At 45.9% G+C, this 22,234-nt stretch carries 25 protein-coding genes; 11 read left to right on the top strand and 14 right to left on the bottom strand.

Annotated elements, in window-relative coordinates:
- Nucleotides 1-66: 66 nt before the first annotated feature.
- On the bottom strand, nucleotides 67-744 hold the full coding sequence (locus NSQ39_RS15425; RefSeq protein WP_046129955.1) for a zinc metallopeptidase: 678 nt from the start codon (nucleotides 742-744) through the stop codon (nucleotides 67-69).
- Between the two features lie 99 nt (nucleotides 745-843).
- Complete coding sequence (locus NSQ39_RS15430) at nucleotides 844-1,068, bottom strand: hypothetical protein (protein WP_046129945.1); 225 nt, start codon at nucleotides 1,066-1,068, stop codon at nucleotides 844-846.
- A 190-nt stretch (nucleotides 1,069-1,258) separates the two neighbouring features.
- On the opposite strand from NSQ39_RS15430, the gene NSQ39_RS15435 reads away from it, so the two are divergent.
- Together NSQ39_RS15435 and NSQ39_RS15440 are read left to right on the top strand one after the other, a co-directional pair.
- Complete coding sequence (locus NSQ39_RS15435; protein WP_046129944.1) at nucleotides 1,259-1,513, top strand: protein mistic; 255 nt, start codon at nucleotides 1,259-1,261, stop codon at nucleotides 1,511-1,513.
- On the top strand, nucleotides 1,510-2,493 hold the full coding sequence (locus NSQ39_RS15440; protein WP_046129943.1) for a potassium channel family protein: 984 nt from the start codon (nucleotides 1,510-1,512) through the stop codon (nucleotides 2,491-2,493). Before NSQ39_RS15435 ends, NSQ39_RS15440 begins: the two co-directional genes overlap by 4 nt.
- On the opposite strand, the gene NSQ39_RS15445 is transcribed toward NSQ39_RS15440, so the two are convergent.
- From NSQ39_RS15445 to NSQ39_RS15460, 4 genes are all read right to left on the bottom strand, one after another.
- Nucleotides 2,490-2,894, bottom strand: a complete 405-nt coding sequence (locus NSQ39_RS15445; RefSeq protein ID WP_046129942.1) for a YugN-like family protein — start codon at nucleotides 2,892-2,894, stop codon at nucleotides 2,490-2,492. The two genes, NSQ39_RS15440 and NSQ39_RS15445, sit on opposite strands and share 4 nt — an antisense overlap.
- 44 nt (nucleotides 2,895-2,938) lie before the next feature.
- Nucleotides 2,939-3,505: a DUF421 domain-containing protein gene (locus NSQ39_RS15450; RefSeq protein WP_046129941.1), complete on the bottom strand. Its 567-nt coding sequence runs from the start codon at nucleotides 3,503-3,505 to the stop codon at nucleotides 2,939-2,941.
- A gap of 132 nt (nucleotides 3,506-3,637) precedes the next feature.
- Nucleotides 3,638-4,990: a glucose-6-phosphate isomerase gene (locus NSQ39_RS15455; RefSeq protein WP_046129940.1), complete on the bottom strand. Its 1,353-nt coding sequence runs from the start codon at nucleotides 4,988-4,990 to the stop codon at nucleotides 3,638-3,640.
- 282 nt (nucleotides 4,991-5,272) lie between these two features.
- Complete coding sequence (locus NSQ39_RS15460) at nucleotides 5,273-6,436, bottom strand: iron-containing alcohol dehydrogenase (RefSeq protein ID WP_216899551.1); 1,164 nt, start codon at nucleotides 6,434-6,436, stop codon at nucleotides 5,273-5,275.
- A 136-nt stretch (nucleotides 6,437-6,572) separates the two neighbouring features.
- Here NSQ39_RS15460 and NSQ39_RS15465 point away from each other — a divergent pair, with 136 nt between their 5' ends.
- Nucleotides 6,573-6,809, top strand: a complete 237-nt coding sequence (locus NSQ39_RS15465) for a DUF378 domain-containing protein (protein ID WP_046129938.1) — start codon at nucleotides 6,573-6,575, stop codon at nucleotides 6,807-6,809.
- 55 nt (nucleotides 6,810-6,864) lie between these two features.
- Here the strand turns inward: NSQ39_RS15465 and yugI are convergent, their stop codons facing one another.
- The 3 genes from yugI to NSQ39_RS15480 form a co-directional block, all read right to left on the bottom strand.
- Complete coding sequence (gene yugI / locus NSQ39_RS15470; protein ID WP_046129937.1) at nucleotides 6,865-7,254, bottom strand: S1 domain-containing post-transcriptional regulator GSP13; 390 nt, start codon at nucleotides 7,252-7,254, stop codon at nucleotides 6,865-6,867.
- 206 nt (nucleotides 7,255-7,460) lie between these two features.
- Nucleotides 7,461-8,621 carry an aminotransferase gene (locus NSQ39_RS15475; protein WP_046129936.1) on the bottom strand — a complete coding sequence of 387 codons (1,161 nt, stop codon included), beginning with the start codon at nucleotides 8,619-8,621 and terminating at the stop codon, nucleotides 7,461-7,463.
- Between the two features lies 1 nt (nucleotide 8,622).
- Nucleotides 8,623-9,123, bottom strand: a complete 501-nt coding sequence (locus tag NSQ39_RS15480) for an Lrp/AsnC family transcriptional regulator (RefSeq protein WP_046129935.1) — start codon at nucleotides 9,121-9,123, stop codon at nucleotides 8,623-8,625.
- Between the two features lie 180 nt (nucleotides 9,124-9,303).
- Here NSQ39_RS15480 and NSQ39_RS15485 point away from each other — a divergent pair, with 180 nt between their 5' ends.
- The gene (locus NSQ39_RS15485; RefSeq protein WP_046129934.1) at nucleotides 9,304-10,125 is read left to right on the top strand and encodes an alpha/beta fold hydrolase; all 822 of its coding nucleotides are present in this window, start codon (nucleotides 9,304-9,306) and stop codon (nucleotides 10,123-10,125) included.
- A gap of 308 nt (nucleotides 10,126-10,433) precedes the next feature.
- Here the strand turns inward: NSQ39_RS15485 and NSQ39_RS15490 are convergent, their stop codons facing one another.
- Nucleotides 10,434-10,688 carry a DUF1871 family protein gene (locus NSQ39_RS15490; protein ID WP_046129933.1) on the bottom strand — a complete coding sequence of 85 codons (255 nt, stop codon included), beginning with the start codon at nucleotides 10,686-10,688 and terminating at the stop codon, nucleotides 10,434-10,436.
- A 168-nt stretch (nucleotides 10,689-10,856) separates the two neighbouring features.
- Between NSQ39_RS15490 and NSQ39_RS15495 the strand changes: the two genes are divergently transcribed.
- Entirely contained in the window at nucleotides 10,857-12,020 is a 1,164-nt protein-coding gene (locus NSQ39_RS15495) for a MalY/PatB family protein (RefSeq protein ID WP_216899553.1), read from the top strand.
- A gap of 29 nt (nucleotides 12,021-12,049) precedes the next feature.
- On the opposite strand, the gene NSQ39_RS15500 is transcribed toward NSQ39_RS15495, so the two are convergent.
- Nucleotides 12,050-12,244 (bottom strand): hypothetical protein, encoded by a 195-nt coding sequence (locus NSQ39_RS15500; protein ID WP_046129931.1) that lies wholly within the window; start codon nucleotides 12,242-12,244, stop codon nucleotides 12,050-12,052.
- Nucleotides 12,245-12,303: 59 nt separating this feature from the next.
- Here NSQ39_RS15500 and NSQ39_RS15505 point away from each other — a divergent pair, with 59 nt between their 5' ends.
- Nucleotides 12,304-12,690 carry a kinase-associated lipoprotein B gene (locus NSQ39_RS15505; RefSeq protein ID WP_046129930.1) on the top strand — a complete coding sequence of 129 codons (387 nt, stop codon included), beginning with the start codon at nucleotides 12,304-12,306 and terminating at the stop codon, nucleotides 12,688-12,690.
- 28 nt (nucleotides 12,691-12,718) lie between these two features.
- On the opposite strand, the gene kapD is transcribed toward NSQ39_RS15505, so the two are convergent.
- The gene (gene kapD / locus NSQ39_RS15510) at nucleotides 12,719-13,336 is read right to left on the bottom strand and encodes a 3'-5' exonuclease KapD (protein WP_046129929.1); all 618 of its coding nucleotides are present in this window, start codon (nucleotides 13,334-13,336) and stop codon (nucleotides 12,719-12,721) included.
- Between the two features lie 296 nt (nucleotides 13,337-13,632).
- Between kapD and NSQ39_RS15515 the strand changes: the two genes are divergently transcribed.
- From NSQ39_RS15515 to NSQ39_RS15525, 3 genes are all read left to right on the top strand, one after another.
- Complete coding sequence (locus NSQ39_RS15515) at nucleotides 13,633-14,811, top strand: MFS transporter (RefSeq protein ID WP_175077107.1); 1,179 nt, start codon at nucleotides 13,633-13,635, stop codon at nucleotides 14,809-14,811.
- Between the two features lie 89 nt (nucleotides 14,812-14,900).
- Nucleotides 14,901-16,784 (top strand): transglycosylase domain-containing protein, encoded by a 1,884-nt coding sequence (locus NSQ39_RS15520; RefSeq protein WP_046129928.1) that lies wholly within the window; start codon nucleotides 14,901-14,903, stop codon nucleotides 16,782-16,784.
- 30 nt (nucleotides 16,785-16,814) lie between these two features.
- On the top strand, nucleotides 16,815-17,213 hold the full coding sequence (locus NSQ39_RS15525) for a thiol-disulfide oxidoreductase DCC family protein (RefSeq protein ID WP_046129953.1): 399 nt from the start codon (nucleotides 16,815-16,817) through the stop codon (nucleotides 17,211-17,213).
- A 62-nt stretch (nucleotides 17,214-17,275) separates the two neighbouring features.
- Here the strand turns inward: NSQ39_RS15525 and NSQ39_RS15530 are convergent.
- Nucleotides 17,276-18,831 (bottom strand): IS3 family transposase gene (locus NSQ39_RS15530; protein WP_341014421.1). Its coding sequence is split into 2 segments (ribosomal slippage): nucleotides 17,276-18,174 and nucleotides 18,174-18,831, totalling 1,557 coding nucleotides; the frame shifts between segments, so codons are not numbered across the junction.
- A gap of 95 nt (nucleotides 18,832-18,926) precedes the next feature.
- Nucleotides 18,927-19,484, bottom strand: a complete 558-nt coding sequence (locus NSQ39_RS15535; protein WP_046131669.1) for a YufK family protein — start codon at nucleotides 19,482-19,484, stop codon at nucleotides 18,927-18,929.
- Nucleotides 19,485-19,676: 192 nt separating this feature from the next.
- Between NSQ39_RS15535 and malK the strand changes: the two genes are divergently transcribed.
- Together malK and NSQ39_RS15545 are read left to right on the top strand one after the other, a co-directional pair.
- The gene (malK, locus tag NSQ39_RS15540; RefSeq protein ID WP_046131670.1) at nucleotides 19,677-21,278 is read left to right on the top strand and encodes a malate sensor histidine kinase MalK; all 1,602 of its coding nucleotides are present in this window, start codon (nucleotides 19,677-19,679) and stop codon (nucleotides 21,276-21,278) included.
- On the top strand, nucleotides 21,271-21,978 hold the full coding sequence (locus NSQ39_RS15545; RefSeq protein WP_046131671.1) for a response regulator: 708 nt from the start codon (nucleotides 21,271-21,273) through the stop codon (nucleotides 21,976-21,978). The genes malK and NSQ39_RS15545 overlap by 8 nt, the downstream gene beginning before the upstream one ends.
- The last annotated feature ends 256 nt before the right edge of the window (nucleotides 21,979-22,234 follow it).

The raw sequence follows: 22,234 nt of genomic DNA on the forward strand, positions 1-22,234 counted from the left end.
ACATTCAGGATATTCAAAAAAAACCCTTACCAAACATGGTAAGGGGTCACCTCCTCTGACTAAAGGTTAATCATCATTACGACCGGACAGGAAAATCGCCACAAAGCGCAGCAATTCGAACAATGAAACGAGCGCTGCGGCAACATATGTCAAGGCAGCAGCATCAAGCACCTTGCTTACGCCTCTTTCTTCATTGTTGCGGATCATTCCTTCTGAGACGATAATCCTCTTCGCTCTGGAGCTTGCGTTGAATTCAACAGGCAGGGTCACGAGCTGGAAGAATACGGCCGCTGAAAATAAAATGATGCCGAGACCGATCAAATTGAAGCTTCTGAGCAGCATGCCTCCAAGGAACAGGAATGGCGCAACGCCTGAAGCAAAGTTTGCGATCGGAAAGATTTTATGTCTTAACACAAGCGCGCCGTATGATTCCTGATGCTGCAGGGCATGTCCGACTTCATGAGACGCAACGGAAATCGATGCGATCGAACGGCCGTAGTATACAGGTTCTGACAAGCGCACGACGCGTGTCGTCGGGTCGTAATGGTCTGTCAAGGTTCCACTTACCGGTTCAACCGGCACATCGTAAAGGCCGTTTTGGTCAAGAATATGTCTGGCCACTTCCGCTCCAGTTCTCCCGCTTGAGGCCTCTACTTTCGAATATTTTTCAAAGTTGCCCTTTACTTTAAATTGTGCCCAAATCGACAAACCTAATGCAGCAAATGTCAACAAGTAAAAAATCATGCTCATGCAATCATCTTCCCTCTTTATGCTAAATAGTTTTTTTATCGTAATATTATATATATTTTATTTGAGGGATCCTTTTTTGTACAGAAAAGTGCATCACCTGCTTTTTCGCGGGAAGCACACCCCGATAAACAAAAACACCATCCCCGACATCATCACGTATAAAGGCGGCCTCGTAACCAGCTCCTTAAAAAACTCCCTCCAGAACACCCCGTCAGAGGAATGATGAACCTCATTTAAATCAAAAACAAATTGAACGGATGCCCCGGCCATCAGGTGGAACCCGATCAGCATCATGATGAGTCTCGCCAGACACGACATTCGTCTCTCATCCCTCACTCGTTTTGTAACAGTGTATGGAAAGACAAGAATCAATATGCCGGGGCAAAACATGTATATTTCAAGAATGACATTATTTATTATCCGCATAAGCGCGGATTGTTATGACCTGAAAAATTTTCACAAATTAGGGATATACTGATTAAAAAACGCATTTCGGGGTGGTGACACGGTGAAAGTAACAGACCAGGAAAAAGAACAGCTCAGCACGGCGATCGACAAAATGAATGAAGGACTTGATGCATTTATTCTCCTTTATAATGAATCGGTAAAGGACGAGCCCCTGATCGACTATGAAGATGAAACGGCTGACGTTATTAAGCAGGCGATCGAGCAATACGGGAAGGAAAGTATTAATCAAAAATTAAATGCGATCATAAAAGAAATTTTATCGTTTTCTCTTTTGAAAGATGGTGAAAAATCGTGAAATCAAACCGCGTGTTCATCGGATGGCTCAGATGGCCGGTTTCTCTCCGCATCGCGACCATTATCATTTTGCTGATCATCTTATTCGGACAGCTCATTTCATTGGTGGAGCCTGAACAATTTCCAAACGTTTTTGAAGGAATCTGGTGGGCGCTGATTACCGTTTCTACCGTCGGCTACGGCGACTATGTTCCCAAAACCCCTGCCGGGCAAATCGTCGGCATGCTGCTCGTGTTATTGGGAGCTGCGTTTGTCACGGCATATTTTGCGACGATGGCAACGGCCGCTTTCCATAAACAGCAGCGCTATGCGGAAGGCAAAGTGAATTACAAGGGGCGCGGCCATATGATTTTGATCGGCTGGAACGAAAAAGCGAATAAATTGATGAGGACGCTGCAATCAGCTGATGCAAACAAAACGATCGTTCTGATCGATGAAACGCTGAGGGAAGGGCCCCTGTTGGAAAACATCCATTTCATCCGCGGATATGCGGCAGATGACGCCGTTTTGCAAAAAGCAAACATTGAAGAGGCGGAGATCGTGTTTATCACGGCAGACCAGCACAAAAACGAAGCGGATGCGGATATGCAGTCGATCTTGACATTGCTTGCGGTAAAAGGGCTCAATCCGTCGGTCTATTGCCTGGTCGAAATATTAACAGAAAAACAAAGAAAAAATGCCGAACGCGCTGGAGCCAATCAAATTTTCAGCACGGCGGAGCTTTTAAAAACGGCGATGCTCCGGCATTTTCTCATCAAAAACCAGCTTTCTGACCCGCTCTTTCACGAGGCAGACGTTCAATTGAAAATTCATGCGATTCCCGTGCCTGACCGGATGGCGGGCAGTTCTTTTCAGGAGGCGGTCAGCCATTTTATGAACGAGCACATTTTAATTATCGGCGTGCAGCAAAAAGACGGCCCGATTTTATCCCCTTCATTTTCTTACACGATAAAGAAAACGGATAAACTGCTGTCGCTTTAAGACAACAGCGCTTTTTCGAGCTCCTTTACCGAAGAACGCCCGAGCTCGACATACACATCCGGAATATCGGCGTCTTTTTCCTTCGGTTCGGCAAACTGGTCAAAAGACGCCCGGACATTTCCCTGTATCACATGATCATCAAGCGCCTCCTGATAGACGTGGCGGAGCAAAAAAGGCCGGCCCAGTTGGACGGTGGCGTTTTGTGAATCAAGCTGCCCGTCTTCAGCTTCAAACGGCAGCCGCAAAAAAAGGTAACCGTCCGCGTCGTCGAGTTTATAATCAAAAAAGCCGCGGTCATATTCCCAGCCACCGCCGATGATAAACCCGAGCGGCTTCAGCGTTTGTTCAAGATGGTAAAGCGAAAACGAACGATTTTCAAGTTCAGAAGGTATGCTGATCATGTTAAGACCCCTTTCCGATAAATGTCATGTTAAATGAAGAAAAGCTACTGCAGTTTTTTTTTTAATTCTTTCTGATGACCGTCAGATATTTCTTTGAATAAATCGTTCTCTGACTTTTTGTGCGGTGAGCGCAAAAGTTTTTTTAAATCCCCCATTGTCAAAGGCTTGGCATCATCGGTTAACTCATAGCCAATTAAGCCGTTCGGCTCAAGAGTCGCTGTCTTTACATCAGATATTTTTGAAATACCTGACGTTCTTAAGTGCATTTCCAACTGATCAACCGTCATTCTGTGCTTTTTGAGGTTTTTTTCATGCAGATGTCCATCTTTAATGAGAATAACGGCTTTTCCGGAAATCACGGTTTCAAAAAAATTAAATTTTAGTCTAAAAAAGTCGATGACCATCAGCGTGAAAATAAAGATAGATACGGAAACAATCGTTTTCCAGACGCTGTTGCCGTCCCGAACGATCGGCTGGACAATCATCGTGCCTATCGAAACCATAACAACGGTTGTTGTGACCGTCATCTGGGCAACGGACTGTCTGCCTGAAATCCTCACCAAGCACATGCCTGCTAAAATTAGAATAAATGCTTTAAAAATAAAGTCCATTTTTCTCCTCCTAATTCATTGCATTTAGTATTTCTTAAGAGGCTGTTCACTATGCCTTACAGGGACTTTTTCAAAAAAAGACAAAAAAGCGCCCCGCCATGTTATACACGGCGGGACGCCAATATGAAGATTTTATTGATCCAAACGCTTCTCAAGCTCAGCTTTTTTCTCTTCAAAGCCCGGTTTGCCGAGAAGGGCGAACATGTTCACTTTGTACGCTTCCACCCCAGGCTGGTCAAACGGATTGACGCCAAGCAGGTAGCCGCTCATCGCGCAGGCTTTTTCAAAGAAGTAGACAAGATATCCGAACGTATAAGCGTTCATTTCAGGTACGTTAACGATCAGGTTCGGCACGTTTCCGTCCGTATGTGCAAGCATCGTGCCCTGGAACGCTTTCTTATTGACGAAATCAACCGTTTTTCCGGCAAGATAGTTCAAGCCGTCAAGGTCATTTTCCGCCTCTTCAATCGTCAGCTCATGTCTCGGTTTCTCAACGTTCAACACCGTTTCAAACATGTCTCTTCTTCCTTCTTGTACGTATTGTCCAAGAGAGTGAAGGTCAGTTGAGAAGTTGGCGGAGGACGGATAAACGCCTTTTTCGTCTTTTCCTTCGCTTTCTCCAAACAGCTGTTTCCACCATTCTGCAAAGTACTGAAGGCCAGGCTCATAGTTGATCAGCATTTCGATCGTTTTGCCTTTATTGTAAAGGATGTTTCTGACGGCGGCATATTGGTACGCCTGATTGTCCTCAAGCTCTGAGGAAGCAAAGTCTTTGCTGGCATCGGCCGCACCTTTCATCATTTCGTCAATATCGGCTCCGCTTACGGCGATCGGCAATAAACCTACAGCAGTCAAAACAGAGTAGCGGCCGCCGACGTCGTCAGGAATGATGAACGATTCATAGCCTTCTTCATCAGCAAGCGTTTTTAATGCACCGCGCGCTTTATCAGTCGTTGCATAAATGCGGCCTTTTGCTTCTTCTTTTCCGTATTTTTCTTCAAGAAGCTTGCGGAAGATCCGGAAAGCAATCGCCGGTTCTGTCGTTGTTCCAGATTTGGAGATGACATTGATTGAGAAATCGGCATCTTCAAGAAGATCCATTACGTCTCTCATATAAGAAGAGCTGATATTATTGCCGACGAAAATCACCTGAGGCGTCTTCCGCTTTCCTTTCGGCAATACGTTGTAGAATGAATGGTTCAGCATTTCGATCGCAGCTCTCGCTCCGAGGTATGAACCGCCGATTCCGATGACGAGCAGAACGTCTGAATCGTTTTTAATTTTTTCAGCGGATGTTTTAATCCGGGCAAACTCTTCCTTGTCATAATCTGTCGGAAGGTTGACCCAGCCTAAAAAGTCGCTTCCCGCACCTGTTTTTTCATGGATGGAGTGATGGGCGACTTTTACGAAATCGCGCAGATATGTAAGCTCCTGTTCTTTAAAGAAAGGCAATGCTCTTGAGTAATCAAAACGGACATGCGTCATGATAATAAACCTCCAGTACTCACTGTTTTGTTCAGATATCCCGCCAGCGCTTTCATTTTAAAAGTAAAGCCGGGGCTCTGACATGTCGATTTTCGGCGACAGCCTTTTCCCTTTTCACTTTATATGAACTCCATTGCGAAATCAAGTGATGAAAAGGGATAAATGGCATATCTCCGGCCCGGAAAAACGATTGTTTAAAGGAACTGATTGATTTTTGTCAAAATGGCAACAAAAAACGGCCGGGGAAGAGCCGGTTCTTCCCGAGCCGTTTTCCTTTCGCTTTTACAAAGAAGCCTTCAAAATCGACAACACGTCTTCTTTATTCAATGTTTTAAAGCGGCCGAATTCGCCGTTTGCCATCGCTTTGTCAGCAATGAGGTCAAGCTTTTCATCGGTGATGCCGTAATCGGCGAGGCGGTTCGGCGCACCTAGGCTGGTCCAGAATTCAGAAAGCTTTTCAATGCCTGAAAGCGCGACTTCACGGTCAGTTTTACCCGCATCATCAATATCGAACACCCGGACGGCAAGCTGTTTAAAGCGGCCGACATTTTCAGAAAGCGTGTGCTTCATCCAGTTCGGGAACAGGATCGCAAGCCCTCCGGCATGCGGAATGTCGTACACCGCACTCACAGCGTGCTCGATATTGTGGGTTGCCCAGTCTCCGCGCGCGCCCATTGACAGCATGCCGTTAAGCGCAATTGTGCCCGTGTAGAGGATCGTTTCGCGGAGCTCGTAATTTTCAAGATCTTCGATCAGCTTCGGAGCAGTTTCAATCACCGTTTTCAGCAGGGATTCACACATCCGGTCCTGATACGGCGTATTTTTCGTATGGTGAAAATATTGCTCGAACACGTGTGACATCATATCGACCATGCCGTAGATCGTATGGTCTTTAGGAACCGTGAACGTGTTAACCGGATCGAGGATCGAAAATTTAGGGAAAACAAGCGGGCTGCCCCATCCGTACTTCTCATTGGTTTCCCAATTTGTAATCACGGACCCCGAATTCATTTCCGAACCTGTCGCCGCTAATGTCAAAACGGTGCCGAACGGCAGCGCTTCGGTCGGGATGTGTTTTTTCGTAACGATGTCCCAGGCGTCTCCGTCATATTTTGCACCGGCGGCGATCGCCTTTGTACAGTCGATGACGCTTCCGCCTCCGACCGCCAAGAGAAAGTCGATATCGTGTTCCTTGCAGAGCCTTGCGCCTTTATTGACTGTTACGACCCGCGGATTCGGCTCAACGCCTGCGAGTTCATGAACATTCAGCCCCGCTTTTTCGAGGATGGAAACGACTTGATCATATAAACCGTTTCGTTTAATGCTGCCTCCTCCGTAAACAAGCAGCACGTTTCGGCCGTATTGTTTGACCTCATCGGCAAGCTTTTCGACTTCGCCTCGTCCGAAAATGAGTTTTGTGGGATTCCAATATGTAAAGCTGTCCATGCAATCTCCTCCTTTATCCATATTATCTTGAAAGACCTTCCGCCATGTAAAGCGATCTGCTCTTCTACGTATAAACTTTCCAAAACCGTCACAATCTATAAATGTTCATGATATGAAAAAGGAGGAACAGAAATACATGAGTACGCTTCAACGAATCGCATTGTTGCTTACGATCATCGGGGCAATTAACTGGGGACTGATTGGTTTTTTTCAATTTGATTTGGTCGCAGCCATCTTCGGAGGTCCAGGCTCCGCCATTTCCCGGACGATTTACGCGCTTGTCGGAATTGCCGGTTTAATCAACCTCGGGCTTTTATTCAAACCTAACGAGGAGACCGTCCGGGAAGACGCCAAAGAGCCTGAAATGCGCTAAAACATGCAGATATAAAAATAACTCCGGTTTTTAACCGGAGTTATTTTTTGCCGCCTTATTTTTTAATTAAATCTTTTCTGTTTGACTGCTCAATCCACTCTTCAAGCTTATCTTTCAACGTGTTGAAGCCTTGAGGAGTAGTAGCTTCTTCCGCTTGAGCGGCCTTTTGCTTTCTAGGCTTGTTTTCTTTACGTTCAGGAGCTGCCTGTGTCGCGCGGATGGAAAGACTGATCTTTCCTTTTTCTTCATCTACAGAAAGAACTTTCACCTGCACTTCATCGCCGATTGCCAAATGTTCATTGATATCTTTAACGAAGCCATGCGTTACTTCTGAAATATGCACGAGTCCCTGAGTTTCTTCATCTAAGGCTACAAACGCTCCATACGCCTGTAATCCAGTCACCTTTCCGGTGTAAACATTGCCCACTTCAAATTTTGCTGTCATACCTAACAACTCCTAAATCTTATGAATTTAATCTCTTTTTATACGCAATAAAAAATTATATCATACAAGTCATTTATAAGCAAAAAAACTTTTTTCGAAAATATATGTTTACAGTCCAAAGAAAAAGGGAATACTGAGAATCATTAGGCTTTCTAGTATTCCCCCCTTATTTTGAATGCGGACCTTTCAAGGTTTCGCATTTTTTTCTATATGCTTTGAACGAACCGCTTCATTCTGACGAGCGCTTCCTGAAGCTGCTCAAGCGATGACGCATACGAACATCTGATGTAGCCTTCACCGCTCTCACCGAATACATTTCCGGGAACGACGGCGACTTTTTCCTTCATGAGAAGTTCTTCGGCAAACACTTCTGACGTCATGCCGGTTTTTTTGACCGACGGGAATGCGTAAAAAGCGCCTCCCGGATGGTGGCAGTCCAGCCCCATCTCATTTAATGCATCTACAAAAAGGTTCCGCCTGCGCCGATAGCTTTTTCTCATTTTTTCCACATCATCCAAACCGTTCTTCAGCGCTTCTTCAGCCGCAAATTGCGCCATGCTCGGCGCACACATCAGCGAATATTGATGAATTTTCAGCATCGGGTCCCTTAAAAAAGCCGGTGCCGCGACATACCCGAGACGCCAGCCCGTCATGGCAAAGCCTTTTGAAAAGCCCGATATCAAAATCGTCCGCTCTTTCATTCCCCTGATCGCGGCAAAACTCGTAAATGCTTCGTCATAGGTGAGTTCTGCATAAATTTCGTCGGCAATAACGATGAGATCTTGCTTTTCCGCAAAATCAGCGATCTCTTCCAGCTCTTCTCTCGAATAAACAGACCCGGTCGGATTTGACGGCGTACAAAGAATGATCGCTTTCGTTTTTTCCGTAAGGGCCGCTTCAAAATCTTCGGGACGCGCTTTGAATCCGCGCTCGGCGTTCGTATGAATGTGGACCGGATTTCCCCCGGCCAACGCGACGAGAGCTTCATAGGCGACAAAACAAGGCTCTGGAATCAGCACTTCATCCCCAGGGTCGAGTATTGCCCTGATGGCGATATCGAGCGCCTGGCTTGCCCCTACTGTCACGATCAGCTCGTCATCCGGGGAATAGTCAAGATGAAAGCGTTTATTTAAATAAGCGCTGATTTCCCTCCTTAAAGAAGGCAGACCGGCATTGGCGGTATAGGAGGTGTAGCCTTGTTCAAGCGATAGAATGCTCGCTTCCCTCACATTCCATGCCGTTACAAAATCAGGCTCCCCGACCCCCAAAGAAATTACGCCCTCCATCGTGGACGCAAGATCAAAAAACTTGCGGATGCCGGACGGTTTGATTTGCTGTGCTGCTTTTGATACATAGGTTGCTCTCATATCAAGGAGACACCACGATTCTTTTGTCATCATTACCGGAGTCAAAAACTTTACCGTCGTGCTTGTATTTCTTTAAAATAAAATGAGTGGTTGTCGATACGACAGATTCAAGCGTCGATAATTTTTCCGATACGAAGTGAGAAATATCCGACATCGTTCTGCCGCGGATGACAACAGACAAATCATATACTCCTGACATTAAGTAAACGGATTCAACTTCGTCAAACCTGTAGATGCGCTCTGCCACCTCATCGAACCCGACGCCGCGCTTCGGCGTTACTTTGACATCGATCATCGCCGTCACGCCTTCATGGCCGTCTACTTTCCGCCAGTCGATCATCGCCGAATAATCGATGATTACCTTTTCTTTTTCAAGCTTTTCGATGATGGCCTTTGTTTCTTCCTGAGAAATATTCGCCATTTTCGCAATCGTTTCCGGATTCAGGCGGCTGTTCTCCTCTAATATTTCCAGTATTTCGGTTTCTTTTTCTGTTAGCTTCATCTGCTTCACACCTTTTATGTCGAGAAATCTTCTGATTATTATAGCACGATTTTTTGCGAATGTAAGTCCGGAAAAAATCGCGTAAAAAAAATTTTTTCGGGTACGATATGAAAGACTGGCTGACGATGTGCAGTCAGGTCGCGTTACGATGAAACAAAACCATTCGGAGTGATTTTTATCATGCTGTTAACAAAACCTTCGACACAGAAAATACAAGGGGTCGATATCTATTACGAACATTATGATAATCCCGGAAAAACAACGCTGGTTTTAATACACGGATTTCTTTCGTCTTCGTTTTGCTACAGAAAAATCATTCCTTTATTAAAGGATGAATTTAACATCATCGCCATTGACCTGCCTCCGTTCGGTCAATCGGAAAAGTCGCAGACTTTTATTTATACCTACAGGAATATGGCCAAGGTGGTCATCGATTTGATTGAACAGCTCAATATTAGCGAGGCCATCCTGGTCGGCCATTCGATGGGAGGGCAAATCTCGCTTTATGCCGTAAAAGAAAGGCCCGAATTGTTTAAAAAGGTCGTGCTGCTGTGCAGTTCCGGGTATTTGAAGCGGTCGCCCCGTTCGCTTGTTTTCGGAAGCCATATTCCGTACTTTTATTTGTACATTAAACGCTGGCTGTCCAAACAAGACGTTCTGAAAAATTTGCGGAACGTCGTATATGACAGTACTTTGATCGATCAGGAAATGATCGACGGCTATTTGAAGCCGTTTCTCGACGACCAGATTTTCAGGGCGCTCGCCCGGCTCATCCGCCACCGCGAAGGAGACTTAACACCCGACGATTTAAAAAAGATCATAACCCCCTCCCTTTTAATATGGGGTGAGGAAGACCGCATCGTCCCGGTCCAGATCGGAAAAAGGCTGCATCAGGATCTGCCTGATTCCACGTTCTATTCTTTGCAGCATACCGGGCATCTCGTTCCTGAAGAAAACCCCGATTACGTATCAGACAGGATCGCAGAGTTTGTCCTCACATAAAAAACCGCCCATCAAGGCGGCTTCAGCGTGCCGGCACCCCCTGCATTCGTTGCCAGGTCTGCTAAGCCGGTGCTCAAAAGAACAGCGGCTAACGGCTCCTACTGCCTGCACGCCGCCGTCATCACGTCCTGTGAAAGCTGATGCTCGGCCTTCCTAGACCGCAAGGGTTTCGCCTCACGCTGAAAGGATGACAAAACCCTAAAACTTTACATCGTTTTAGGATTTTGTCAACAATCTGAGGCCGCCGGAACACCGGCGGCTTTTCGTTTTCCGGCACACAAGGCTTGGCCGGGTGCTTTCATATGATATCAGCAGGTGCTGCTGTCTTTAATGACGAGCAGCCGCTCCGCCAGCTTTTTGCAATCCTCCAAAGGCAGCTCTTTGTCAAACGATACGTCAAAAATGGTTTGAATCGCTTTTCCAAGCCGCTCGGGATCATCTTCTGTATAGACGGCCTGGACGATTTCCGCCGCTTCCGTTTCGTAAAAATCCCCTCCGGCCTGAAATGGGTCCCATTTTTTTATCATTTGAATGATTTGCGCTGCTGCTTGACTTTCTTCCATGTTTATCACCGCTTAACGTGTAATTATACACGGCTATTGTACCACAAGGATCGAGGTGTCCGGGAAGAAAAGCTCGTTTTTTCCCTTTTCATTTTTCCTGCTTAACCATTGCAATCTCTTTTCATGATCGTTAATGTATAACATATGAAAGAGACATGAGGTGAGATCATGGATTTTAATACAGAACATAACAGACTGGGAACCCAGTCCGTCAAATGGGATTTGACCGAGGAGCTGTTCGGCGTGAAAGACGCGCTGCCAATGTGGGTGGCGGACATGGATTTTCGCGCGCCTCAAGAAGTCATTGATGCGCTTCAACAGCGCATCGAGCACGGAGTATTTGGATATACGTCTCCAAATGCAGCCACGAAGGAATCTGTCGCGGAGTGGCTCAGCCGAAGGCACGGCTGGGAAATCGATCCGTCAGCAATCACCTTCAGCCCGGGCATTGTAACCGCTCTCGGCATCGCCGTCCAAGCGTATACAGATCCGGGTGACAGCGTGATCGTGCAGCCGCCCGTCTATCCTCCGTTTTTTGACATGGTGAAAAGAAACGGCCGCAACGTTTTATATAATCCATTAATAGAAAAAAACGGACGTTATGAAATGGACTTTGACGATCTTGGAAGGAAGCTTCAAGAACCGAATGTGAAGCTTTTGATCCTTTGCAATCCGCATAATCCTTCAGGACGTTCCTGGACGAAGGATGAACTGGCAAAATTGGGCCAGCTTTGTCTTTCCCGCCAGGTGACCGTCGTTTCTGACGAGATCCATTCCGACCTGATGCTGCACGGATTGAAGCATACACCGTTCGCTTCCATTTCCCGGGAATTAGCCGAGCTTTCCATCACATGCATCGCTCCGAGCAAGACGTTTAATTTGGCGGGCCTTCAGGTGTCAGCCATCATCATACCGGATCTGGCGAAAAGAAATGCATTTCTAAAGACGATGCAGCGCGTCGGGCTGTCATCTTTAAACGCGTTTGCCGTCACCGGTATGGAAGCCGCCTATTCAAAAGGAGAACCATGGCTCGACAGCTTGATTTCCTATATCGAAAACAATATGGAAGAAGTACGCGCCTTTTTGGCCCGTGAGCTGCCGGAGGTCAAGATGATGATTCCTGATGCTTCATATTTGATATGGCTCGACTGCCGGGCGCTCGGCCTCTCAGATCAGGAATTAAAGGACAGGCTGCTCCATAAAGGAAAGCTCATCCTTGAGCCGGGACCGAAGTACGGCCCTGGCGGAGAAGGTTTTGTGAGAATGAATGTCGGGTGTTCGCTGCAGGTCGTAAAAGAGGGACTGAAACGGCTGAAAACGGCCTTATCATAAGCACTCCGGCCGCAGGCCGGGTGCTCTTTTTACCGCTTATGCCATTCTTGATGCAGTTTTTTTTCAAGCTGTTCGGCTTTTTTCGCTTCTTGCCGGGAATGCTTGACGATCAGCCTGAATGCGAATGCGGCGATGATAAAGAAAACAGCCAGCGTGATAAAAGAAGGAATGTATTCTCTTTTATCCTCAGGGAAATACAGCATGAACTGAATGAGCAGCGGCAATGTTCCTTCCTCCCCGATTATGTTTTATAACACCATCATACCATCAGGAGGGGTTTTTAGTGAATCAGTTTCAAGTCGGAGATAAAGTGAAAGGCTTTTATAAAACAGGCGTATATATTGGAGTTATTACGGATATTAAACCGATGCACTATCTCGTCAAAATCCTCGCGGTCCTGACCCATCCGAAGCAGGGCGACCTTCACCACCCAAAGGATGCGGATGTGCCCTTTTTTCATGAGCGGAAGGCGCTTGCTTACCGGGAACAAACAAACATTCCGCACCATATGGTGAAGCCGTTCGACGGTCGGGTACCGGATTATGAGGAATCGCTTCGCGATGCTTTGGATCGTTTTAAAAGAGAACTATTACAAGACGCTTCCGATTATGCGGCAAAATCGCTGGAATGCGCCGCTGGGCTCGAAAAAGAATATTTTCCAAACAAATAACCCAATCTTTTGTATAAGATTGGGCTTTTTATGTGGCATGCGGAAATACTTTCGAAAGGTCGATCCTGTCTCCGATCGTCGTCGGTTTAGGATTCTCCAAATACTCTTTATCCCGTTCCACCAGCTGAAACAGCTTATATGTTGTCATGGCATCATCAAGCGCTTTATGCTGTTTTCCCGTCCCTGAATCGCCGTATTCCTCCGCAGCTTTCCACAAATTCGTCAGCGTTTTGTCGCCGAAAAACTCCTTGTACTCCATTGACAAATCTCTCATTTCCCCTTTAAATGGAAACGGAATGTGGTTGAACATGCAATTTTGCTTCAACACTTTCATATCCATGTTTCCCCATGTAATAATGACGCTGTTTTGATCCGAATCAAGCTCCCTCAGCTTCTCAATCAAGGAATGAAACGCGATGCCTTGATCGACTTTTTCCTGTGTGATGTTTAAAAACGATTTGCACCGTCTTGTTAATTTTGGAAATTTCTTTGGTTTCACATAGCTGGAAAACGTCTCTGTCACTTCACCATTCGCAACTTTGACAACCCCCGCTTCAATGATTTCCGGAAAAAAATTTTGCGGATGATATTTCCCCTCAGGCATTGTAAATTCAAAATCGATAATCAGCAATGTATCTGGTTTCACTTTTTACACCTGCCTTTCTTATCGCAATATAAAGACTTTCACTTGATTTGCACGGTCCCCGTCCCAATGTTTTCAGCTTGTTTTTGATTTTAAAAAACACGTTAACTTTTCTTTTATTATATCATTATATTTCTATCTTTAAGCGATTATTTTCTGAAAAGGTAGAAAATTCGTTCAAACGTCTCTCTTTCCTCGAACCCGGGAACGTCATTTCCGATATTCCTTTATAATGAAAAGGAATCCAACTTTTTAAGAAGGTGATTTCCATCTCTGTTTATAAGAAAAACCTTTTGATTATGTGGTTTGCGAACTTTTTTGTCGCGGCAAGCTCCACGATGGTTCTTCCGTTTCTCTCTCTGTACATCAAAACGCTTGGTGAGCATCCGGACGGATTTACCGAAAAATGGAGCGGATATGTTTTTGGCGTCACATTTTTAATGGCTTTTTTGGTTTCCCCTTTTTGGGGGAGGTTCGGCGATAAACACGGCTATAAAAAGATCCTGCTGATCACGGGCTTCGGAATCGGAACGAGCATTCTCCTCATGTCCCTTGTCTCGTCTGTCTATGAGCTCTTTTTTTTGAGAATGGCGATGGGTCTTGTCACAGGCTTCATTCCTATGTCTCTCGCGATGATTTCTGCTCAGACGCCGAAAAAAGCGGCGGGCAAAGTGCTTGGCACTTTGCAGATGGGCACGGTTTCCGGCGGTTTATTCGGCCCTTTGCTCGGCGGGCTTCTTGCCGATCATGTCGGTTTTACATATACCTTTTATATTACGGCATTCGTCATTTACACGGCCGTCATTCTCGTATTGACCGGGGTGAGGGAGCGCCCTCTGAAAACAACCCGCGACTCTTCCGCTTCCTATTCGAGAAAACAGGTATTAAAAACGATTTTGGGCCGTCAGCCGCTGATCACGGTTATGCTGCTGACAGCGGTCACCCAAATCGGAACCTTCAGCATTCAGCCGCTTCTTGCCTTGTACGTCGGAGAGCTGCACGGCACCGAGCATCTTGCATTTTTTTCCGGATTGGCGTTTTCCGCCACAGGACTTGGGAGCCTGCTGTCTGCCAGAAAGTGGGGCTCTTTAGGCGACCGGTACGGATATGGAAAGATCCTGATCATCCTCTCGCTTTCAGCGGCGGTTTTCTTTATTCCCCAAGGCCTGACATCGTCATATGTGATGTTCGTCATCTTCCGCTTTCTGTTCGGTATCGCCTTGGGCGGAATGATTCCCTGCATCACGGCGGCAATCCGCACACAGGCTCCGGGCGCCATTCAAGGGGAAGTGCTTGGCTATAATGTCAGTTTCAGATTTTTAGGCAATGTCATCGGCCCGGTGCTCGGCGGAATGATTTCAAGCCATTTCGGCATTTCTTCCGCCTTCTACGTCACCGCTTTTCTCTTTTTGACCGGAGCCTGCCTTTTGCTGTTCCAAAGAGCTCAAGCAAAAAAATCGGAGGCAAAAGCCAGCTGACGAGTATAAAAATGAGAAATCTACTAAAATATCCTTCTCCCCGTTCAAAAAGAATGGTACGATATGGCTAGAAATTTGCGGAAAAGAGAGTGACTAAGTTGCGTTCAATCATTGGATGGTTTTTACTTATTTTATTGATTCCTATTTTTGTATATACGTTAATCGCCTCCGGACAGGAAGCCCAGGTCATGAAACCGTTGGATGAGGTGCTGGATGAGAAGATCGATTCAAAATTAAAAGACAGCGGCCTTGTACAAAACAGCTACATGTACGACAGCGACGGCGCTTTGATTTCTGAAATCGTTTCAGATCACCAGAATCGGGTGTTTGTCCCATACAAAAATATTCCTGAAAATGTAAAACAGCTGTTTTTGACGTCGGAGGACCGCCATTTCTTTCAGCATAAAGGCTTCGATTTCATGGGTATGGTCCGGGCAGCCGCGGCCAATTTCAAAAAAGGCGGCATCGATCAGGGAGCAAGCACCATTACACAGCAGCTTACGCGGAACTTGTATTTGAGCCATGAGCGCTCCTTCGACCGCAAGCTGACTGAGCTCCTGTATTCGTATCAGCTTGAAAAAAAGCTATCAAAAGAAGAAATTTTTGAGAAATATTTAAATACGATTTACTTTAATAATGGTGTATACGGGATCGGATCTGCGGCTTCTTTTTATTTCAGCAAACCGCTGAAATCCCTGTCGCTTGCTGAAATGGCCTTTATTTGCGCGATCCCTAATAACCCTACATTATATGATCCTTTAAAACATTTTGACTACACGAAAACCCGTCAGGAACGGCTTCTGAAAGAGCTGAAAAACGCGGGGGTCATTTCTAAGAAGGAATATAAAAAAGCGGTAAAGCAAAAAATCAAGCTTGACATTAAAGAAAAGAAAGATGCTTATCCCGACTATACGACTTATGTCAATGACGAATTCACCAAGCTCGTTTCCTCTTCCGAAGGGTTTGACGAACGGCTGAAAAAGGCAAAAACAAAAGAAGAGAAGAAAAAAATCGAGAAAGAGCTGTCCAATCGGATCACCGCCCTTTTGACAAAAGGGGTCAAAATCTATACGGCGCTCGACCCCGCGATGCAGAACCGGGTCGTTCAGCAGGTCAACAGCAAGCTTCCGTATGAAGGCGTCCAAGGCGGTGCGGTTGTCATCAACCACCAAACGCATCAAATTGTCGCCATGTCAGGCGGAAAGTATTATAAAAAATACAATTTCAATCTGGCCTATCAAGCTTACAGACAGCCCGGCTCCTCGATTAAGCCGCTCCTCGACTACGGCCCTTATATCGAGGAAACGGGTGCGACTGCGGGGAGCATGATCGATGCCAGCAGATTTTGCAGCAGAGATTACTGCCCGAACAACTATAACGAAAAAACGTACGGAACCGTTTCGCTCAAAACGGCCTTTAAATACTCCTATAATACGCCGGCCGTCCGGATGTTAAACCAGATCGGCGTGCAGAAAGGGTTCAGCTATTTAAAACCGTTCGGATTCGATAAAATCGTTCAGAGGGACTACCGGCTTCCTGCTGCACTTGGCGGTTTTACGGACGGATTTTCACCGCTTGAAATGGCGGACGCCTATACAACCTTCGCGAATAACGGCAGCTACACGGCGAACCATGCGATTACGAAAGTGACGGATCTGAAAGGGAAAACGCTTTTCAAATGGAAGGACAAACCGAAGCAGGTCTTCAGCATCAGGACGAACAATCAAATGCGCACGCTTCTGTCAGCAGTCGTCAAAGAAGGAACCGGAAAAAAAGCGAATTTCGGCGGCGGATACCGGGGAGGAAAAACAGGAACGTCAAACGACTTCAGAGACCTGTGGTTTGTCGGACTGACGGATGTGTATACAATGAGCGTATGGGTCGGAAAAGAAGCGAAAGGCAATGTGGAATTTCTCCATAACACCGCGCCTCAACTTTTGATTTGGAAAGGAACGCTGCAAAACGCATATTAAGCATGAAACGGGGGTCTCGAGGTGAAAGATATGCCCGGCACAATCGTCCTTTTCGACGGTGTATGCAATGTTTGCGACGGAGCCGTTCAATTTATCATCAAGCATGATCCGAAAGGCTTGTTTTCATTCGCTCCCCTGCAATCTGACACCGGCCGGAAGCTGCTTGAGCAGCACGGGCTTTCGGCCGATCATTTTGACAGCATGATATTGATCAAAAACGGCCGCGTCTATGCGAAGTCCGCGGCGGTATTGCATGTGGCAAAGGGCCTTTCCGGGCTGTGGCGGGCAGCGGCGGTTTTTCTCATCATTCCAAAGCCGCTGCGCGACGCGGTATACGACCTGCTGGCGAAAAACCGCTATAAATGGTTCGGCAAAAAAGAATCGTGCATGATCCCCGGCCCTGATATCAAAAAAAGATTTCTCGAATAACAAAAAACCGGAGCAGTTGATCTGCACCCTGTCAAGTAGACAGTGGAAATAACTAAAACACACTAGACGGCTTTAGCCCTGTATTCCACTGGGCTGAGGCCGTTTAGTTTTTCTTGTAGACGATCGTGGTTGTAAAAGTGGATATATTCATCAATTGCGCTTTGAAGTGCCTCAAATGTCTCGTACGAATTCCGTCTGTATTTCTCGCATTTTAATTTCCCCCAAAACGACTCAATGGGGCCGTTATCAATACAGCGGCCGACGCGGGACATACTCTGTGTCATATTTGCGTTTTCAATCATCCTTCTAAACTGGTGGGACGTGTATTGAAAACCTCTGTCGCTGTGAAGGAGAGGACGTGCGTTTGGGGCTGCCTCAAGCGCTTGGTTCAAGGTTTTAAACACAAGGGCGTTATTATTGGATTTCCCCAGCACATAAGACACGACCATTCCCTCATGAAGATCTAAAATGGCACTGAGGTACGCTTTCCGATGGCCGTATTTTAGCTCTGTCACATCAGTCACCCATTTTTGATTTGGTTTGTCCGCTTTAAACTCTCGATTCAGGATATTTTCGGACACATGTTGAGGCGTCGCTTTGCCGTAACGTTTTTTCTTCCGCCGAATGACACACTCCAGCTTGGCAATTTTCATCAGCCGATAGATGCGCTTATGATTGAGGCGCTCTTTAAAGCGGCGGTTCATGTTTAAGGTCATTCTGCGGTATCCGTAGATACCGCCAATTTGTTCGTGAAGTAGCGCCATTTTGGCGATAATCTTTTCATTCTGTTTTTCTCTCGCTGAAGGTACTCGGCTCCTCCATTTGTAATACCCCTGGCGCGAAACTTCGGCAATCTCACATAACATTTGGACAGAAAAGCCTTCTTTTCGATTCAGCTCTAAAATGGCGAGATATCGATCTTCGTACCGAACCTGACTTAGAACCGCCTCCTTTTGATCTCTTCCAACTTTTTTAAGAACGCATTCTCTGCGCGCAAACGCTCATTTTCCTGTTCCAGCCGTTTGTTTTCCCGTTGAATTTTTTCTTCAGGTGTCAGTTCTTCTTCGGTTTTGCGTTTCCCTCGGTTGTCTTTTAAGGCCTCTTCTCCGCCTTCTTGATACTTTTTCACCCATTGATACACCTGTTGGTAGGAGACTTGATGAATCTCCATTGATCTGGCGTAGTCCTTTCCATGAGCTAGACAATCCTTCGCAATCTCAATCCGTTCTTCCAATGAAACGTTCTTCCGTTTGGTCATCAAACGATTCCTTCCTCTCCCGCTGTCTTTTAACGTTTTATGACCATTATAAAGCTCAACCCACTTCATGAGTACGGATTTACTGGAAATCTTATATTTTCTCGAGATTTCTCTTTGAGAGTAGCGTCCGGATAAGAAGTCTTTCACGGCATTGTATTTTAATTCTGCGGGATAGAACTTATGGCGCTTTGAACGTTCCAAACTCTCCACACCCGCCATATCATGCGATGTTCTCCATTCACGAATTGTTTCGGCATGAATGTCATATTTTTCTGCAATCTCCTTCACCGAATTATTGCCCTGATCACATTCTGATAGAATATTCAATTTTTCTTCTTTTGAAAACCATTTTCCAGCCATGAAAAAACTCCCCCAAGGCAAACAGATTTTTTTATTTCATCTGTCTACCTTTAGGGGAGCATATCACTGTCTCCGGTTTTTTCATGCCTCCCGTCTTACGCAGGCAGGCTGGCCATAATGCCGTTGTACAGCTTAAATATGAGATAAATCGTTCCGATGAAAAACGTAAACCAAAACAGCAGCTCAAACATAATAAAGCCGATCAACGAACCAAATGAAAGCGTGCTGTGAATCGCATAGACGATAAAAATAAAGTAAACAAGCGTCGCCAGCAGGAAAAGCGCTGCAATTCCGACAGGAAATTGGACAAAAATAAAGGATAAAAGCCCTGCTACGAGATAGATGACAGAACCGATCCTGATCTTCCTCAAGTTTGCGCCTTCAGGATCTTTTGCAAAAAATAAAAGGGAAAGCTCTGTCACCGTGTTGGCGATTAATTTAAGCGCGGAAAACACCATAAAAGAAATCAGTGCGAAAACAACAAACAAAGCCATCCTGATGCCGTTCTCAGAAAAAAACTCAAGCATTCCTTCGTAGATGCCGAAGGTTGACAAAAGCTGCATGGCATAGATAACGGCTGAAATCGCCAGTGAGGAGCTGAAAAGCAATATTGCAAAAAACGGAAAATAACCTGTTACATAAGTATTTTTCATGAAATAGACCCTTTCTGATATGTTCCACCATTCATTATGTACGACTTTAGCACCTGTTGACAAGAATATTTTCCATATTTTTATCTAAACCGGCTGTTTCAGCGGCGGAACATGCAGGATTCTTCACAAATCCGCCATTTGCCTGTAAAGTATTAATTGTTGACTTTATCAATAGATCGCGAGGAATCGCCATTGAAAAAAACATTAACACTCCAGACGCGCTTGACGATATTTGTCTGTGTTGTCGTATTTATTTCTTTATTGATCACCTTTTTTATGATCGGCTCTGAAACGGCAAGGAACATCCGGGAGCAGGAACAAACGATCGCGCTCCAGACGGCGCAGCTTGTCGCTGAATCCCCGTTGACGGTGTATGCTTTTGAAAGCGGCACATACAAAGAACTTCAGGACTATACGCTCCGCGTTCAAAAAATCACCAAAACGGATTTTGTCGTTGTGATGGATATGAACAGCATTCGCAAAACCCACCCCGATCCTCATAAAATCGGCAAGAAATTTGCAGGCGGAGACGAAAACGAAGCATTGAAAGGCCACCAGCATATCAGCACGGCAAAAGGCACGCTCGGCGAATCCCAGAGGGCTTTTGTCCCGGTTTATAATGAAAAAGGTAAACAGCTCGGAGCTGTTGCGGTCGGGATCACCCTCAATGAAATTCAGGAGATTATCAACCGGAGCCTCCGTCCTTTATATACGGTCATCGTTCTCAGCATCTGCGCCGGCATCATCGGAGCTGTCATCGTAGCCAGAAAAGTCAAGACGATCATGTTCGGAATGGAGCCTTACGAAATCGCCACACTGCTGAATGAACGGAGCGCCATGCTTGAATCGACGAAAGAAGGCATTCTCGCCGTCGATCAAAGCGGCAGTATCAAGCTGGCCAACGCTGAAGCAAAACGGCTGTTCAAAAAAATGGGGATCAACGAAAGCCCGATTGATCAGGACGTAAGCACTCTTCTCCCAAACAGCCGGCTGAAGCAAGTCATCGAAACGAAGAAGCCGCTAAACGACCGGGACGTCAGAATAAACGGCCTTGAGCTTGTCTTTAACGAAGTGCCGATCCACTTAAAAAAAGGCAACATCGTCGGTGCCATCGCCACGTTCCGCGACAAAACGGAGGTTAAACATTTAGCCGAACAGCTGTCAGGTGTTAAAATGTATGCAAATGCACTGAGAGCGCAATCCCATGAGTTCATGAACAAACTCCATGTCATCCTTGGACTCGTCCAATTAAAGAACTATGATGAACTGGGAAACTATATTAAAGATATTGCGATTTACCAGCAGTCTGAAACGAGTGAAATCATTAACCATATTAAAAATTCCGTACTTGCGGGCTTTTTGCTCGGCAAGCAGAGCTATATCCGGGAGCAGGGAGCGTCTTTGGAAGTGAACTGCTCAACGACGATTCCGAATACGGCGAATACGGAAGTGATCCATGACCTGATCACGGTCATCGGCAACCTGCTCAACAATGCCTTGGATGCCGTCTCCGCTTCGGACAAAAAAAATATCTCGATATCGTTCAGATACCATGACGGCCAGCTTGATATCGAGGTGACGGATACCGGGATCGGCATATCTGAAGAAGACCAGCGGAAAATGTTTGAACAAGGCTTTTCTACAAAAGGATCCAACCGGGGCTTCGGACTTTATTTCGTAGAACAAAGCCTCGAAAATTTAAACGGACATATCATCGTGACGAGCGAAAAGAATGAAGGGACGACGTTCAGTCTCCGCATTCCGTACGAACCTAAGGAGGAAGACCATGATTGACGTATTAATTGTTGAAGACGACCCGATGGTAGGAGAGCTGAATAAGCGCTATCTCAGCCAAATAGACGGATTTCATCTGAAGGGGATCGCCGCTTCATTTCAGGAGGCAGTCTCTTTCCTGAGGGAGCACCATGTCGACCTCATCCTGCTTGACATTTACATGCCGGGCAGAAACGGCGTTGAGCTCTTAACAGAAATCAGGCGCCAAAACCAGGCGGTCGATGTGATTGTCATTTCCGCCGCAAGCGAAATGGACGTTGTTCAAAAGACGCTTCGTTTCGGCGCAGTCGATTATTTAATTAAACCTTTTGAATTCGAGCGGTTTCAATCCGCCCTCACCGATTACAAGCGAAAACAGCAAATCTATGCAAGCAACCGGAATATCAGCCAAAAAGAACTCGACTTCGAGCTTTTTCAAAAGAAGCGCGCACCTGAAAAAGTCCATCTGCCAAAAGGGCTGACAAAAAGCACCTTGAAGTTGATCTGGTCAAGCATCAAATCGTTTGACAGCCTGACGTTTACGACGGAAGACCTGGCAAAACACACCGAAATCTCCCAGGTATCCATCCGGAAGTATTTGAAATTTCTCGAAGAAATCGAGGTTCTTAACGTTGAAATGGCCTATGGAACGATCGGAAGACCCGTCTTCCAGTACAAACTAAACACAAGCCAAATAAATGTGATTAACCAGTATTTATAGGCCCGTCCTCCCCCCTTCTCCGCCTGAAGGGGGGATTTTTTTTGCAGAAAAAACGTGGCAGACCGCTTGATCCGGCACGGGCCGCGATATACAAAATAGTTCAGATCGTGTCAGGTGAAATTTCAAAATTGAAGTGTTTTTTGAAATTCAGGGAATTTTCTATTTATTTATTCTGAACAAAGTGATAAATTTATGATTGATTGGCTGATTGTGAAATAAGACAGATGTCTTATTACCTAAAAATCGGGACCGGTAC

The organism is Bacillus sp. FSL W8-0848 (assembly GCF_038007805.1).
GTDB lineage: Bacteria > Bacillota > Bacilli > Bacillales > Bacillaceae > Bacillus > Bacillus glycinifermentans.